Raw genomic sequence first — 13,269 nt, forward strand, 5'->3', positions numbered from 1 at the left:
AGTTCACGTTTGATTATGTGCACTTGAGGGATGGTGTGGAGAGTCTGGTGGCTCGTGGGAAGCAGCGGATCGCGTGTATGCGTGGTCCGAACAACGCGACCGTGCCGACCAGGGTGCCCGTACAGCTCCGTGAAGCACTCGTCCCTTACACGGCCAACCGTGCCGCGGAAACGGCGGCCAGGCAGTCGGCGGGAGGCTGACGTGGCAAACGAACGTCACCTGTGGCCGGTCCAGCCTTCGGAGCAGGACCCCGAGTCGCCCTCGCCGCAGGACCTGCGGGAGGTCATGTCCAGCTTCGCGACCGGCATCACCGTGCTCACCGCGGCGGGGGAGCACTGCCACGGCATGACCGCGAACGCCTTCAGCTCGGTGTCGCTGGACCCGCCGATGGTGTTGTGCTGCATCGCGCGCACCGCACAGATGCACGAGGCCATCCTGCGCAGCCGCCACTTCGGGGTCAACGTGCTCAGCGCCGAACAGGAGGGCGTGGCCCGCTACTTCGCCAGCCGCGGCCGGCCAAGGGGCCTGGCCCAGTTCGACGAGGTCGAGTGGTCGCCCGGCCGCCGCAGCGGCGCACCACTGCTGGCCGGTTCCCTTGCCTGGCTGGAATGTGAGCTCGCCGAGGTCTACCACGGCGGCGACCACTCGATCTTCCTGGGCAAGGTGCTGGAGGCGACCCGGCGCCCGGGCGACGCGCTGCTGTTCTTCGCAGGCGGTTTCCACCAGGGGATGCCCTCGCAACGCACCGCCTGATCCGAACTGGGAGGGGAGCCCGATGGAGCCGAACCACGTGGCATACCGCAAGGCCATCCACAGCGTGACGACACTGGTGGCGGAGTATCCAGCACCCGAGGACCTGCCGGTCCCGTCGTGTCCGGAATGGACGGTCCGCGACCTGGTCTCGCACCTGGTGGGCATCAGCGCGTTCGCGATCGGCCGGATGTCCGGCTGGGCCGAGGTGGAGCGTTCGTCCGCGGGGCTGCCTGTCGACGGCCTCCTGGAGGAGTGGGCCAAGATGGGGGAGCGGCTGGAGCAGCTGCTCGAGACGCACGGTGGCCGTCGCGGCAGCATCATGGTGATGGACGCGTTCACCCACGAGCTCGACCTCCGCTACGCCCTCGGCGCGCCGCTGCCGGTCGACCACCCGGCGTACGACCGGGCCTTCGAGATCGTGCTGAACGGTTTCTCCGCCGAGGTCGCCGCCCACAACCTGCCCGCGGTGCTCATCTCCGTCGACGGGCAGGAATGGCGGGCCGGTGTCGGCGAGCCGGTCGCGACCCTGTCCGGCGACCGTTACGACATCTACCGCTCGCTCGCCGGCAGGCGCACGCACGAGCAGATCACCCGGCTGGGCTGGAGCCGCGACTCGCACCGCTGGCTGCCGGCGTTCACGTGGGGCCCGTTCACACCGCCGACCCAGCCGGTGGAGAACCTGGTCACGGTTGCGTAGGAAGTGCGCTGAAGGACGCCATCGTCGCGCAGGAGGTCGCGACGATGGCGTCCTTCAGCGCGTGGCGCTCGTCAGTCCTGGCGCGTTCGTGCGCGGACCGATGTAGACGAGGCCGAAACTGTCGTAGCCGTTGACGCGCATCTTGATCACGACGTCACCCTCGAGCAGGACGAAGAACTCGTTCAGTCGGTACTCGTCGTCGAGGACGTCGTGGGTTCTGAACAGTGAGCGGTCGGTGGTCGCGAACAGGGCCGCGTACACCACATCCTTGTCCCGCGGGGTCGCGTCGTCCGCCCATTTCTCCAGCACCTCGATCCCGGTCTCCATGCGCAGAAGAGGACGGTTCGCGTTGTCGACTGGCTCGAGGGGGCGGTTCACTGACACCTGCTCTCACTGTTCCATAACACTGTTGTACTAGTCATAAGCTAGCGCTGTTATGTAACAATGTCAAGGTGCCGAGAAAAGCAGACCCGAACGTCCGGACCACACTGATCGACGTCGCCGCCAAGCTCCTTGCCGACGAGGGGCCACGCGCGCTGTCCACCAGGCGGATCGCGGCGGAGGCGGACACCTCGACGATGGCCGTCTACACCCATTTCGGCGGGATGAGCGGCCTGGTCCGCGAGATCGTCTACGAGGGCTTCGCCCGCCTGCAGACGTACTTCAGCCAGGTGCAGCAGACCGACGACCCCGTGGCCGACCTGTGTGTGCTCGGGCGGGCCTACCGCCGCAACGCACTGGAGAACTCCCACCTGTACGCGACCATGTTCGGCGGCGAGTCGCTGTCCGGGTTCGAGCTGACCGAGGACGATCGCCAGCACGGCAGGTACGTACTGATCAACATCGTCGACTGCGTGAGCCGGTGCATCGACGCGGAACGCTTCCGCCACGCGGACCCGGCGATGGTCGCGCACCACATGTGGTTCGCCATGCACGGCCTCGTCAACCTCGAACTGGGTGACTACCTCATCGAACCGTGGACAGCCGACGAGTGCTTCGAGAGCCAGCTCGTCTCACTGGTCGTTGGCGCGGGGGACGACCTCCCCCTTGCCACCGACGCGGTGGCCACATCCGCCAAGCGCGCCGAGGTCGAGCTGGGCCATGACCGCGCCACCCTGCCATAGGCGGCGTCAGACCTGAGCTTGTTGTTCAAGGATCCGGCTGGTGGCACCCGGTTAATCATGAACGCAGTCCTTGGTTGACCATTTCCTCTTGCGACAGAAGGAAGACCGACCAAGGCTGCGTGATCAGTGCCACAAGAAGGGCACCAAACCAAGAAGGACGGCTGTCTGCCAGGTCAGAGCTCCGATGACTGAACAGCAACGGCATCGATCCCAGACGCCCGCAGCTTGCGCGCCAGAAACTCCATTTCGGGCATGGTGCCAGAGTAAGCACCGGTCACGACCTCGTTCAGTACGGCCCTGACGCCGACCAGATCAAGGCCGAACTCGGCCCGCAGAACGCGCATGATCACGACATTGCGCGCGGAGGGACCTACCTGGAGCAGCGCTGGGCCACGCTCGGAGAGCAGCCGATTCCGAAGCTCAGCAGGCAGATCGCCACCGCAGGCAGCCACCGCATGCCCGCAGGCCGGGCACCTGGACTCCGTATCCCAGCGCAGTGAGCCGTTCACCAGGGACTGAACACCCCAGCATGCCAACTCCGCACCACAGTCCTGACAGCTGGCCGAGTACCTGATGGACGCAAAGACCGTCTGCTCCATCCCCCAAGGTTAAACAAGCTGAGGCGCTGTCCCGAACGACGCTTTCGGATCGTTGAACGTCATCGGCGCGTCTTTCGAGACATCGGCGATGCTAGCCGGCGATGGCCTGGCGTGCCCAGGTGTTGATCAGGAACCGGGGGTCGTCGATGGTCGTGTCGCCGGTGAGGATGGCGCGGTGCATCTCGCGGAGCCGTTGGGACGGGTCGACGCCGAGGTGTTCGCGGATCGTGGTCACCATCTCGTGGTAGACCTCCAGCGCTTGGCCGGGGCGCCCGGAGCGGTACAGGGCGAGCATGAACTGCGCGCGGAAGTTCTCCATGTACGGGTGGCGGGCGCACAGCGCGGCGAGCTCGCCGAGCACCTGGTGGTGCCGGCCCAGGTAGAGGTCCGAGTCGATGCGCAGTGTGAGGTCGGTCAGCCGGCGCTCGGTGAGCTGCATCGACTCGATCTCCAGGTGCGGGCCGGTGGCGACGTCGACCAGCACCGGCCCCCGCCACAGCCCGAGCGCCTCGGACAGCAACCCCTCGGCCTTCACGTGGTCGCCTGCCAGACCCGCCGCCCGGCCGGCCGCCGCGAGCCGGGCGTAACGGATCGAGTCCACCGCCTCCGGCTCGACCTGCAGCACGTACCCGGTGTGCTTGGTCACCAGTAGCTTCCTCGACCAGGCCGCCGCCTGGTCAGCGGGCAGCGCGTCGCGGATCAGCTTGCGCACGTGCATCACGTAGGTGTGCAGCGTGGTGGTGGCGCTGCGCGGCGCGTTGGTGGCCCACAGCTCCTCCTTGAGCGTCGAGCTCGTCACGAGTTGGCCGACGTTCATGGCCAGCATGGCCAGGAGCTGCCGCGGCTTGCTCGCCGTTGGCACCACCGACGTTCCGTCGACCGAGACCTCCAGTGCGCCGAGTACCTTGATTTCAGCTCGCATTTGGTCAGCTCATTTCGCCGGGCGTGGTACCTGTCTCTTCACGAAGCGTACGACCATATGGTGCGAGCGAAAATCTCCTGAAATGCGACCGCTCGGAAATACGCGAATATTGGGCAACGTGGGAGACGCCGACACGCGGTTGTGGTTGGCACGCTGGAGAGTCCGCGCGCTCAGGTGCTCTGGAGAACTGTCGAGTCGCGGATTACCAGGCGGCACGGCAGGGTGTGTGTGCCGGGTGCGGGTTCTCCGTTGATGGCGGCGAGAAGTAGGTCCGCGGCGGTGCGGCCGAGTTTCTCGAGTTCCATGTCCACACTCGTGAGTGGTGGTTGGCAGGCGAGTGCCATCACGTCCCAGTTGTCGAAGCCGACCAGTGCCACGTCGTCGGGGACGCGGCGGCCGGCCGCACGCAGTGTGTCGGCGGCGCCTCGGGCGATCTGGTCGCTGCCGCAGAAGACCGCGTCGAACTCACGGGACGTGCCGAGCAGGATCTGCACCGCCTGCCGGCCCCACGCCTCGCTCCACTCGCCGAACAGGGGCGGGCTCACCAGGTCGAGGCCGGTCTCGGCGAGACGGGCCTCGGTCGCCGCGGCGCGGATCGCGGCGGAGTGGTGGTGTTCCGGACCCGTGATGTGGGCGATCCGGCGCCTGCCGACGCCGACCAGGTGGTCGACGGCCTTGTGCGCGCCGCCCGCCTCGTCCGGCACGACCGAGCAGTCCCCGGGGTCGGCGGAGCTGATGAACGCGTACACCACCGGGATGGGCAGGCCGGTGCCGATCGGCGGGCGGGCCTGGGTGCGGCGGCCGGTGACGATGATGCCGTCGACCCGGCGGCTCAACAGGGTCCGCAGGTAGTACTGCTCCCGGATCGGATCGTCGCGGGCGTCGCACAGGAACACCGACATCTCGCCTGCGCCGAGCGCGTCCTCGGCGCCCATGAGCAGCGGGATGCTGAAGCGGCCGATGGTGTCGGTCGTGATCATGCCGACCGTGTAGGTACGGCCGGAGTTCAGCGCCACGGCCGCCTTGTTCGGCTGGAACCCCAACTGTTCCGCCGCGGACAGCACCCGGCGCCGGGTCTCCACGCGCAGTGAGCCGCGGCCGTTGAGCGCCTTGGACGCGGTGCCGACCGAGACCCCGGCCAGGTTGGCCACGTCGCTGATCGTGGCCGGCCGGCTGAGGTTTCCGGGGCTTTCCGCGACTTTCCTGGGTGGCATCATCGCATGCTACCTCCCGAAACCGCTTGATCAGGCCAAACCGAGTCTTGACACCGCCGCGCGGGCGCGCCTAGCGTGAGGAAACCGGTTTCCGAAGTTTCCTCGTCACTCCTCGAAGTTCCGCTCTGTTCGGGAGGCACGATGGGTTTACGAACGCCGACCGCTCTACTGGCGGGGTTACTGGTCCTCGCCGCGTGTCAGACGGGTCCGTCCACAGCGTCCGGTGACGACACCGGGTCGGTGGACGACGGCACGACGATCACCATGTGGACGCGGGCGCCAACCGCCACCTTCAGCCAGACCCTGATCGACGCGTACAACGCCAGCCACAAGAACAAGGTGGAGCTGACGGTCTTCCCCGCCGACTCCTACCAGCAGAAGGTCGGCACGGCCGCGGGCGCGAAGCAGCTGCCCGACGTGCTCGCCGCCGACGTGGTCTACGCACCGAACTACGCCTCGAAAGGCGTGTACCTCGACCTCACCGCCCGGGTGAACACGTTGCCGTTCAAGGACACGCTCGCGCCCGCGCACATGAAGACGGCCACCCACGATGGAAAGAACTACGGGGTGCCGCACGACATCGACCTCTCCGCGGTCTTCTACAACAAGGTGCTGTTCACCCGCGCCGGCCTGGACCCGGAGAAACCACCGACCACCATGGCCGAGATGGTCGACTACGCGGAGAAGATCTCCGCGCTCGGCGACGTCAGCGGCTACTTCTTCGGCGGCGCCTGTCCTGGCTGCCAGCTGTTCACGAGCTGGCCGATGATCTGGGCCTCCGGCGGCGAGGTGCTCAACGAGGAAGGCACCGCGTCCACAATAGACAACTCGACCGCCGCGCAGGTGTACGGGCTGCTGCGCAAGATGTACGCCGACGGTGTTGTCCCGCCTGCGGCGAAGAACGAGTCCGGGCCGACGTGGACGGAGCTGTTCGGCCAAGGCAAGATCGGCATCCAGCCGATGGGCGCCACCGGGCTGCAGGGCATCGAGGAAGGACCGAACCTGCAGGTCGGGGTCGCGCCGATCCCCGGGCTGAACGGCGGCAGCTCATCGTTCGTCGGCGGTGACGTGCTCGGCATCAGCTCCAACAGCCAGCACGCGGCCGCGGCGTGGGACTTCATCTCATGGACCCTGTCGGAGGACGCGCAGGTCGAGGTCATCGCGAAGAGCAAGAACATCACCGTTCGTTCCGACCTCGCCGACAACACCTACGCGAAGCAGGATCCGCGGCTCGGCGTGTTCAACAAGCTCGCGAGCGAGGGACAGACCCCGATCTCGGTCAACTTCGGCAAGACGTACAACGACCCGAACGGACCGTGGACGGCGACGGTGATCGACGCCGTGTTCGGCACAGCGGACCCGGCCACCGCGTTGCGCGAACACAACTCGGCCATCACCGAGTCACTGTCGAGCGGCGGCTGACCGTGGTGCAGCTTTCGCCGCCGAAGGCGTCGGTGCGGACCCCGACCGCACCGGCGCCGCGTCACCGGTGGGCGGCGGTCAACCGGAGCAGGCGGCGCCTTGGGCTGCTGTACTCGGCCCCGATGGCGGCGCTGGTGGTGGTGCTGTTCGTCGTGCCGCTCGTGTTGCTGCTGTGGATGTCGGTCAACCACTGGCCGCTGATCGGCGCGTCGAGCCCGAACGGCGTGGCCAACTTCGAGGCACTGCGGGATCCGTTGTTCCTGAGGGCGGTCTGGTTCACGCTCAAGTACACGGTGGTCACCACGGTCGTGCTCGGTCTGGTCGCGTTCGGACTGGCGTTGCTGGTCCAGCGGGACCGGCCGGGCGTCGGCGCGTTCCGCACCATCTTCTTCCTGCCCAGCGCGGTCGGCCTCGCGTCGACCAGCCTGCTGTTCTACGGCCTGTTCAACACCGAGGCCTCGCCGCTCAACGAGCTGGTGGGCTGGCTCGGCCTCGGCCAACCCGACTGGCTTGGCTCGAACGGCAGCACGCTCGGCTCGACCGTCGGCATGATCACGTGGCGGTTCGCCGGCTTCTACATGCTGATCCTCATGACCGGGCTCCAGAGCATCGACCCGGAGCTGTACGAGGCCGCGCGGATCGACGGCGCGAGTCGCCTGCAGATCCTGTGGCGGGTGACGCTGCCGCTGCTGCGGCCCACGCTCGCGCTCACCATGGTGCTGTCGGTGACGGGTTCCCTGCTGGCGTTCGACCAGTTCTTCATCCTCACCGGCGGCCGGCACGACACCGCGACCGTCGTCATCGACATCTACCGCGAGGCGTTCCTGTCACAGGACCTCGGCCGGGCGGCCGCGGTCTCGGTGGCGACCCTCGTCGTCCTGATCGTGCTCAACATCGCCCAGATGCGGCTGATCCGTCGGGAAGGGCGGTGATGGCCTTGCGCAGAACGGGTTTCTACGTCACCTGTGCCGCCCTTGCCGTGCTGTTCCTGCTGCCGATGCTGTGGACGGCGTACTCGTCGGTCAGCGGTGACGGCGTCGACAACTACCGCCGGCTCGCCGTCTACGGCGGTGGCCTGGGCCTCTACCTGTTCAACACGACGGTCGTCGCGGTGGTCGCGGTGGTCGTCACCGTCGTGACCACGACGCTGGGCGGCTACGCCATGGCGCGGCTCGCGTTTCCCGGACGGAACCTGCTTTTCCTGGTCACGCTGTCGATCCTCATGGTGCCGTACACGACGATCCTCGTTCCGCTGTACATCCTGCTCGGCTGGCTCGGCCTGCAGAACTCGCTCATCGGTCTCGGGCTCGTGATGGCCGTGCTCCAGCTGCCGTTCGGCCTGTTCATGATGCGCAACTCGTTCGAGGCGCTGCCGGTCGAGCTGGAGGAGGCGGCGCTCATCGACGGCTGCACGGTGAGCGGCGCGTTGCGGCGGGTGCTGCTGCGTGGCGCACTGCCCGGCATCGTCACCATCGCGTTGTTCTCGTTCCTCGCGTCGTGGAACGAGTTCGTCGCGCCGCTGATCTTCCTCACCGACGGGGAGAAGTTCACGCTCCCGGTCGCGTTGTTCAACCTCCAGTCCGGCAACCTCGGCTCGGTCGACTTCGGTGCACTGCAGGCGGGTGTCGTTACCTCCGCATTGCCGTGCGTGGCGGTTTTCCTGATCCTGCAACGGTACTACGTACGCGGTTTCACCTCGGGCGCCCTGAAGGGCTGAAGGAGCCACGATGACCGGACCCGTCCACCCCACGCCCGACGCGATCTCGACGCTCCGGCCACTTCCGCTGACCGACCTCACGTTCGCCTCCGACGGCTTCCTCGGCGCCTGGCAGCGGCGCAACGCCACCCGGTCGCTGCCGTACTGCATCGGCCAACTCGACGCCGCGGGCGCGCTGGACAACCTGCGCCGCGTCACCGGCGAGGCAGACGGCGAGTTCCAGAACATGTGGTTCGCGGACTCCGACGTCTACAAGACCCTCGAGGCCGCGGCATGGCAGCTGGGCCGGTCGCCGGACGACGCCGAACTACGGGCCTTTGTGGACACCACGGCGGCACTGCTGGCCAAGGCGCAGGGCGAGGACGGCTACCTCAACTCGTACCTGACGCTGGTCGAACCGGACCAGCGGTGGCGGAAGATGCACTGGAGCCACGAGCTGTACTGCGCCGGACATCTCGTCCAGGCCGCTGTGGCCGCGGCCCGTGCCGGCGTCGGCGCGGAGGTCGTCACGGTCGCCCGCCGCTTCGCCGACCTGATCGTCGAGCGGTTCAGCAAGGTCGACGACGTCGACGGGCACCCGGAGATCGAGACCGCGCTGGTGGAGCTGTACCGGGTGACGGGTCACCGGCCGTACCTGGACCAGGCCAAGCGGTTCGTGGACCTGCGTGGGCACGGGTTGCTCAACGACGAACACTTCGGTGCGGCCTACCTCCAGGACCACGTGCCGGTGCGGGAGGCGGACGGGGTGGCCGGGCATGTGGTGCGGCAGCTGTACCTGCTCGCCGGCGTCGTGGACGTCGCCGTGGAGACACACGACGAGGAGCTGCTGGCCGCCGCGCGCCGGCTGTGGGACGACGCGTACGGCGCCAAGACCTACCTCACGGGCGCGCAGGGATCGCGGCACCGCGACGAGGCGTTCGGCGACCCCTACGAGCTGCCGCCCGACCGCGCGTACGGCGAGACGTGTGCCGCGATCGCGGGTTTCCACTGGAACTGGCGGATGCTGCTGGCCAGCGGGGAGGCGAGGTACGGCGACGAGATGGAACAGGCGCTGTACAACGTGATCGCCGGCTCGACCGCCCTGGACGGCACGCACTTCTTCTACTCCAACACCCTGCACCTGCGCACCGGACATGACGGTTCGCACGAGGACGCGCCGTCGGGCCGCCTGCCGTGGTACTCGTGCTCGTGCTGCCCGCCCAACCTGGCCCGGCTGCTGGCTTCCCTGTCCGGCTACGCCGTCACCGCCGACCACAGTGGACTCCAGGTTCACCTGTACGCCGCCGGCGAGCTGCGCACCACCGTGGACGGGGTGGACGTCCACGTCGCCGTACGCACCGAGTACCCGTGGGACGGCCGGGTCGAGCTGACCGTGACCACGCCCGCGCTGATCACGCTGGCGCTGCGGATTCCCAGCTGGGCCACCGAAGCCCGGATCGACGGCCAGCCGGTCGCCGCCGGCGACGGCTACGCCGAGGTGCGCCGGGACTGGTCCGCCGGCGCCACCGTCATTCTCGACCTGCCCATGCCGCCCCGCGTCGTCCGCCCGCACCCGAGGATCGACGCCGTCCGTGGCTGTGTCGCGCTGGCCAGAGGGCCGCTCGTCTACGCGCTGGAGCAGGCCGACCTGCCGGACGGCGTCACGCTGGAGGACGTGCGGATCGACCCGACCGCGCCGATCATGACCGGTCGGTTGCCGGACGTCCCGCGCACGCTCATCGCGGGCGGCACGGTCTCCCCACCCGCGTCGGACGAGCTGTACTCGTCCGGTGTCGACACCGAGGAGCGCGGCGGCCCGCTCGCCTTCACCGCCATCCCGTATTTCCTGTGGGGCAACCGGAAACCAGGCCCGATGCGGGTCTGGCTCCCGGTCGCCGCCACGAGGTAGCCCCTGCAACCCTGCATGTAGGTGAGGTACCCGATGTCACGACGAGCCCTCGGGATCGCCGTCGCGGTCGCCATGTCGGCCGCACTCCTGTCCGCACTACCGGCCCAGGCAGCGGGCCATACGCTGGTGGTCAACGTGGCTGCCCCGTTCCGGCCGGTCACGCACGCCGCGTCCGGCGGGCTGTACGCGCTGGCCGAGAACAACCGGCCGGCCGACAGCACGCTGCTGCCCATCAAGATGCACACACTGACCCAGCCACCGCCCGGTGTCGGGCAGCGGCCCAACGGGCAACCCCCCGGGGGCGACGCCCTGCTGGTCGCCCCGCAGGCTGACCGGGTCGGCGCCGCCCAGGTGATCCGCATGCCGGACATCTACCCGAACTTCCCGTACCAGTGGGTCAGCTGGGACGACTGGCTGTCCAAGGTGGACACGATGGTGTCGCGGCGGCTGGCCGCCACCTCGGTCAGCAACGTGGTGGCGTGGGAGATCTGGAACGAGCCGGACTGGACCTGGAACACCGCGGCCGCCGGTGACTTCAACGCGGGCTGGACGAGGACCGTCCAACGCATCCGGACCCGCGACACCACCACCCCCGTCGCCGGCCCCGGGTACGCGGGCTGGGACGCCAACCGGATGCGCGCGTTCCTGACGAACGCACGCAACACCAACACCGTGCCGGACCTCGTGATCTGGCACGAGCTGAACCACTCCAGCGCGTCGATCGCCGGGAACGTCGCCGCCTACCGCTCGCTGGAGTCGTCGCTCGGCATCAGCCCGCGACCGATCTTCATCAACGAGTACGCCTGGACCGACGAGGTCGACGTGCCCGGCCGGGTCGCCAACTACATCGCGAAGCTCGAGCGTGCCAACGTGTGGGCCGCGGACCGCGCGTTCTGGTTCGAGTACGGGACGGTCAACGGCCTGACGGTCAACAACCAGCCGACCGGCACATGGTGGCTCTACAAGTGGTACGGAGACATGGCCGGCCGGATGGTGACCACGACCCCGCCCGCGCAGACCGGGATCGACGGGTTCGCCTCCTACGACGCCACGAGGCGGCGCGTGGACGTCGTGTTCGGCGACGAGTCGGGCACCAACTCCGTCCAACTCACCGGCCTCGGCGCGCTGGGGTCGAGTGTCCGGGTCACCCTGGAGTCGACGCCGTCGTCGGGTCGCTTCACCGCGGTGACCGCGCCGACCACGATCTCCAACACCACCGTCACGGTCGCCAACGGCCAGATCACGGTGCCGGTGCCGAACATGTCCGCGACGAGCGCATACCACCTCGTGGTCCAGCCCACCAGCGGTGTGCCCGCCTTCCAGCAGCGGTACGAGGCGGAGAACGCCTCAGTGTTCCGCGCGCAGCGGTTGACGAACTCGACCGCCTCCAACGGCGGCTACGTCGGGCGCATCGACAACGCCGGTGACCCACGCAGTGACAGCTACGTGGACTTCATCGTGAACGTGCCCACCGCACGCGCCTACACGATGGCGATCGGCTACGCGAACGGGACCGGCGCGACAGCGACCCACGGCCTGGCCTCCAACGGCGGCGGCTGGTCGACGGTGAGCTATCCGCCGACCGCCGGCTGGGCCCAGTTCGGCACGGTCTCCACGACGGTCAACCTCCGTGCCGGCTACAACGTGATCCGGCTGGCCAAGGGCGCGCCCTTCTTCAACGGTGCCACCGGTTTCGCCGAGCTGGACTACATCCAACTGACCTGATCCGCCACGCGAGAGCGCCGGCCCGTGTCCCGGGACGGCTTCTATCCACTAAATGTTAGCGCTAACATTTCGAGAGGACTCGATGATGCGTCCACTCCTTATCGTGCTGTGCCTCGTGGCCGGCATGCTCTCGGTGTTGTCCGCGGGGACCGCGGCCGCGGCGACCACGTTCACCAGCACGGTGGCCAACCAGGGCAACGGCAACTGCGCCACCGTCCCCGGCGGTGCCGGCACCAGCGCACTGCGGCTGACCCAGACGTCCTGCGACTCCAGTGCCAGCCAGTCGTTCACGTTCACCCCGCTGGCCGGCAGCGACGACACCTACAACGTCCGCACGCTGACCTCGGGCAGCTGCGTGGACATCAACGGAGCGTCCGGTTCGGACGGTGCGGCGGTGATCCAGTACGCGTGCCACACCGGCACGAACCAGCAGTTCCGGCTGCGGTCCGTGAGCGCCACCACCTTCCAGCTGGTGGCGGTCGGCTCCGGGAAGTGCGTCGCGCCATCGGGCGACAACCCGGCGAGCAACACCCAGCTGGTCCAACTGCCGTGTTCCACCGCGGGCAGCCGGGTCTGGCGGCTCGCCGGCTACCCGAGCGGCGGCGGGACACAGGACCCGCCGACCAGGACTGTTCGGGTATGGCTGCTGCGCCCGTCCGACGTGCCCTACGACCAGCGCTACCCGGACGGCATCGCCGCCGTGATGCGTGAGGCGCAGCGGTACTACCAGCAGGAGCTGGGCAGGACGTTCCGACTCAACGAACCCGTGGTGCAGGTCGTGACCGGCGAGCACGTCAAGAGCTGGTACGAGAACACGCCGAACGGCCCGGACCGCTACTGGTGGTCCGTGTTCAACATGCAGCAGGAGCTGCTGCGCAGGTTCAACATCGGGGCGCCGGACAACCGGTGGATCAACGTCGGGGAGGTCATCGCCGAAGGCCCTGGCGCGGGCGGCGGTGGCGGGAACGGCTGGGTCATCCTCTGCCAGCACGACGCGGACGGGGCCGCGGGTATCAACGGGCCGATGAACCGGTGGTACGGCGGCATGGTCCACGAGCTGGGCCACGCGTTCGGCCTGCCGGACTCCACGTCCACCGACGGCACACCGATGTCCGCGTCCTTCTACAACTACCCGAACACCCACTTCAACCAGAGTCAGAAGAACGCGATCCTGAACGGCCTCTACGGCAGTTTCCTGTTCTGAAAGG

13 protein-coding genes and 1 pseudogene are annotated in these 13,269 nt (G+C 68.2%); 10 read left to right on the top strand and 4 right to left on the bottom strand.

Annotation, left to right across the window (positions count from 1 at the left end; genetic code table 11):
• The 3 genes and pseudogenes from VF106_RS17125 to VF106_RS17135 form a co-directional block, all read left to right on the top strand.
• A pseudogene (locus tag VF106_RS17125) lies at nt 1–200 on the top strand (acyl-CoA thioesterase); the annotation flags it as partial.
• 85 nt (nt 201–285) lie between these two features.
• Nucleotides 286–753, top strand: coding sequence for a flavin reductase family protein (locus VF106_RS17130; RefSeq protein ID WP_330840774.1), 468 nt, complete (start codon nt 286–288; stop codon nt 751–753).
• 22 nt (nt 754–775) lie between these two features.
• Nucleotides 776–1,450: a maleylpyruvate isomerase family mycothiol-dependent enzyme gene (locus VF106_RS17135; protein ID WP_330840723.1), complete on the top strand. Its 675-nt coding sequence runs from the start codon at nt 776–778 to the stop codon at nt 1,448–1,450.
• A 54-nt stretch (nt 1,451–1,504) separates the two neighbouring features.
• On the opposite strand, the gene VF106_RS17140 is transcribed toward VF106_RS17135, so the two are convergent.
• Nucleotides 1,505–1,777, bottom strand: a complete 273-nt coding sequence (locus tag VF106_RS17140) for a DUF6235 family protein (RefSeq protein ID WP_330840724.1) — start codon at nt 1,775–1,777, stop codon at nt 1,505–1,507.
• A 125-nt stretch (nt 1,778–1,902) separates the two neighbouring features.
• Between VF106_RS17140 and VF106_RS17145 the strand changes: the two genes are divergently transcribed.
• Nucleotides 1,903–2,574, top strand: a complete 672-nt coding sequence (locus VF106_RS17145) for a TetR/AcrR family transcriptional regulator (RefSeq protein ID WP_330840725.1) — start codon at nt 1,903–1,905, stop codon at nt 2,572–2,574.
• Nucleotides 2,575–2,747: 173 nt separating this feature from the next.
• Here the strand turns inward: VF106_RS17145 and VF106_RS17150 are convergent, their stop codons facing one another.
• From VF106_RS17150 to VF106_RS17160, 3 genes are all read right to left on the bottom strand, one after another.
• Complete coding sequence (locus tag VF106_RS17150) at nt 2,748–3,173, bottom strand: hypothetical protein (protein WP_330840726.1); 426 nt, start codon at nt 3,171–3,173, stop codon at nt 2,748–2,750.
• Nucleotides 3,174–3,264: 91 nt separating this feature from the next.
• Nucleotides 3,265–4,095 carry an AfsR/SARP family transcriptional regulator gene (locus VF106_RS17155; protein ID WP_330840727.1) on the bottom strand — a complete coding sequence of 277 codons (831 nt, stop codon included), beginning with the start codon at nt 4,093–4,095 and terminating at the stop codon, nt 3,265–3,267.
• Nucleotides 4,096–4,265: 170 nt separating this feature from the next.
• Complete coding sequence (locus tag VF106_RS17160) at nt 4,266–5,309, bottom strand: LacI family DNA-binding transcriptional regulator (protein WP_330840728.1); 1,044 nt, start codon at nt 5,307–5,309, stop codon at nt 4,266–4,268.
• Between the two features lie 141 nt (nt 5,310–5,450).
• On the opposite strand from VF106_RS17160, the gene VF106_RS17165 reads away from it, so the two are divergent.
• The 6 genes from VF106_RS17165 to VF106_RS17190 all read left to right on the top strand — a co-directional run bounded on the left by VF106_RS17165 (nt 5,451) and on the right by VF106_RS17190 (nt 13,265).
• Nucleotides 5,451–6,731 carry an ABC transporter substrate-binding protein gene (locus VF106_RS17165; protein ID WP_330840729.1) on the top strand — a complete coding sequence of 427 codons (1,281 nt, stop codon included), beginning with the start codon at nt 5,451–5,453 and terminating at the stop codon, nt 6,729–6,731.
• A 2-nt stretch (nt 6,732–6,733) separates the two neighbouring features.
• Nucleotides 6,734–7,663 carry a carbohydrate ABC transporter permease gene (locus VF106_RS17170; RefSeq protein WP_330840730.1) on the top strand — a complete coding sequence of 310 codons (930 nt, stop codon included), beginning with the start codon at nt 6,734–6,736 and terminating at the stop codon, nt 7,661–7,663.
• A complete protein-coding gene (locus tag VF106_RS17175; RefSeq protein ID WP_330840731.1) occupies nt 7,663–8,448 on the top strand; it encodes a carbohydrate ABC transporter permease in 786 nt (261 codons plus the stop codon). Before VF106_RS17170 ends, VF106_RS17175 begins: the two co-directional genes overlap by 1 nt.
• A gap of 10 nt (nt 8,449–8,458) precedes the next feature.
• A complete protein-coding gene (locus tag VF106_RS17180; RefSeq protein ID WP_330840732.1) occupies nt 8,459–10,336 on the top strand; it encodes a glycoside hydrolase family 127 protein in 1,878 nt (625 codons plus the stop codon).
• A 33-nt stretch (nt 10,337–10,369) separates the two neighbouring features.
• Complete coding sequence (locus tag VF106_RS17185; protein WP_330840733.1) at nt 10,370–12,061, top strand: carbohydrate-binding protein; 1,692 nt, start codon at nt 10,370–10,372, stop codon at nt 12,059–12,061.
• 85 nt (nt 12,062–12,146) lie between these two features.
• Nucleotides 12,147–13,265 carry an RICIN domain-containing protein gene (locus tag VF106_RS17190; RefSeq protein ID WP_330840734.1) on the top strand — a complete coding sequence of 373 codons (1,119 nt, stop codon included), beginning with the start codon at nt 12,147–12,149 and terminating at the stop codon, nt 13,263–13,265.
• The last annotated feature ends 4 nt before the right edge of the window (nt 13,266–13,269 follow it).

The organism is Actinophytocola sp., assembly GCF_036378875.1.
Lineage (GTDB): Bacteria > Actinomycetota > Actinomycetes > Mycobacteriales > Pseudonocardiaceae > Actinophytocola.